Origin of the sequence: Vibrio mediterranei, assembly GCF_900088415.1 — a bacterium.
GTDB lineage: Bacteria > Pseudomonadota > Gammaproteobacteria > Enterobacterales > Vibrionaceae > Vibrio > Vibrio mediterranei.
Genome location: NZ_FLLQ01000026.1, coordinates 1 through 1,744 on the forward strand (window position 1 = coordinate 1; position 1,744 = coordinate 1,744).

The 1,744-nt window shown below is 44.2% G+C and carries 1 protein-coding gene; it reads left to right on the plus strand.

Features of this window, described 5'->3' with window-relative positions; translation table 11 throughout:
• Positions 1 to 136 precede the first annotated feature (136 nt).
• Positions 137 to 1,657, plus strand: a complete 1,521-nt coding sequence (locus VME0621_RS25940) for an ISNCY family transposase (protein ID WP_082795592.1) — start codon at positions 137 to 139, stop codon at positions 1,655 to 1,657.
• Positions 1,658 to 1,744 lie beyond the last annotated feature (87 nt).

Genomic DNA, 1,744 nt, shown 5'->3' on the forward strand with positions numbered 1-1,744 from the left:
TTGTGATCACCAAGCGATTCTGTCGTACCTTAATTACCAAGCGACTTTGTCATTACAATAACTACCGAGGGAAAATGTCGGGACTGATTTAGCGTACTTTTTAAAGTAATCAAATGAGCTTTAAAGGGTGCTAAGGATGTTCTATATGGATTCAAAATCACAGTTTACTGTCGATATCATTAGCAAAGTCATTGATGGTAAAATCACTATCAATAGTGCTACTCAACTGCTGCAAAAATCACGAAGAACAGTGGAGCGTTACTTGAGCCGTTATCGCAAGGAAGGCATTCGGTTCGTGATTCATGGTAACACTGGTCGTGCTCCCATCAATAAAATCCCTGAGTCACTCAAGAAAGAGGTTCAAAGCCTCATTCAAACCAAGTACTACGACTTTAATCTTCAACATCTCTCAGAGCTTCTGATAAAGAATGAAGGACTGTCGATTAAGCGTGAGACGTTACGCTCTTGGGCACATGACATTCACCATGTGAAACGCTCAAAGCGACGTAGAAGCCGAGTTCGGAAGTATCGAGAGCGTATGCCGTTGCCTGGACTTATGCTGCAAATGGATGGCAGCCCTCATCGTTGGTTCGGTGATGAAAAATCTTGCTTGATTGCCATCATTGATGACGCTACTAGTGATATTCATGCGCAGTTCTTCCCTTCAGAGACCACCGAAGGCTGTATGAAGGTGATGCGAGCTTATATTGAAAAGCGAGGCATATTCAAAACTCTCTACGTGGATCGAGCAGGTATCTTTGGTGGGCCGAAACGCAGCAACTTCTCGCAAATGCAGCGAGCTTGTGATGAACTCGGTATCGAAATTATCTTCGCCAACTCACCTCAAGGGAAGGGACGAATCGAACGAGCCTTCGACACCTTCCAAGACCGCCTTGTCCCCGAACTGCGCCTCAATAACATCGCTGACATGGAGAGCGCAAACCGATACTTGCAAGAGGAGTTTATCCCCAAATACTGGGTGAATAATGTGATGGTTCAGGCGACTAAATCGAGCTCTGCGTTCAAGTCGTTGCCACCTGATCTAGACCTTAACAGCATCTGCGTACAGAAAGAATATCGAACGATACGACGTGACCACACGTTTAGCTTTGATAGCAAAATGTACGTTATCGACTCGCCAGTACGTTACTCCATAGAGAACCAAAAAGTAGAAATACGATGTCAGTTCGATGGTACCTTCTCTGCTTACTTCGGTCATCGACGGTTAGACATCACTGAGTTAGTAGAGCCACGTAAATGTAACGAATACGGCAAAGAGGTACAACGTAAAATAGAGGCTCTGGAGTTGATTGCAGAGCTTGGTAGTGTCTCTAAAGCCGCTCGTATCTTAGGTTGCTCACGCCAAACCTTATATACCTATCAGCAAATAATGGAAGAGGAAGGGCCACTCGGTCTTAAGCGAATTAATAAGCCACTGAAACGCAGTAAAAACAGTATCCCAGAGAGTACCGAAGATAGGATTATCGAGTTAACGTTGCTCAACCCGCACAATACGTCGATACAAGTGATGAAACTACTCAAACAAGAGAGCATTACCGTGAGTATCAGTACCATCCAAACTATCTGGAAAAGAGAGAAGCTCAACACAAGAGAGATGAGAATCAAGCAATCCCAATCGATGAATATCGATGTGTGAGGCAGTCTAACTATATGGCTACTAGAATATAAAAGGCATGACAGAATCGGCTGGTATTTATCCCGTCAGGTTCCCTCAGTAATGACA

Bases quoted from the DNA above. Each gene is read 5' to 3' on its own strand.
- VME0621_RS25940 (WP_082795592.1), top strand. From the start codon at position 137: ATGTTCTATATGGATTCAAAATCACAGTTTACTGTCGATATCATTAGC.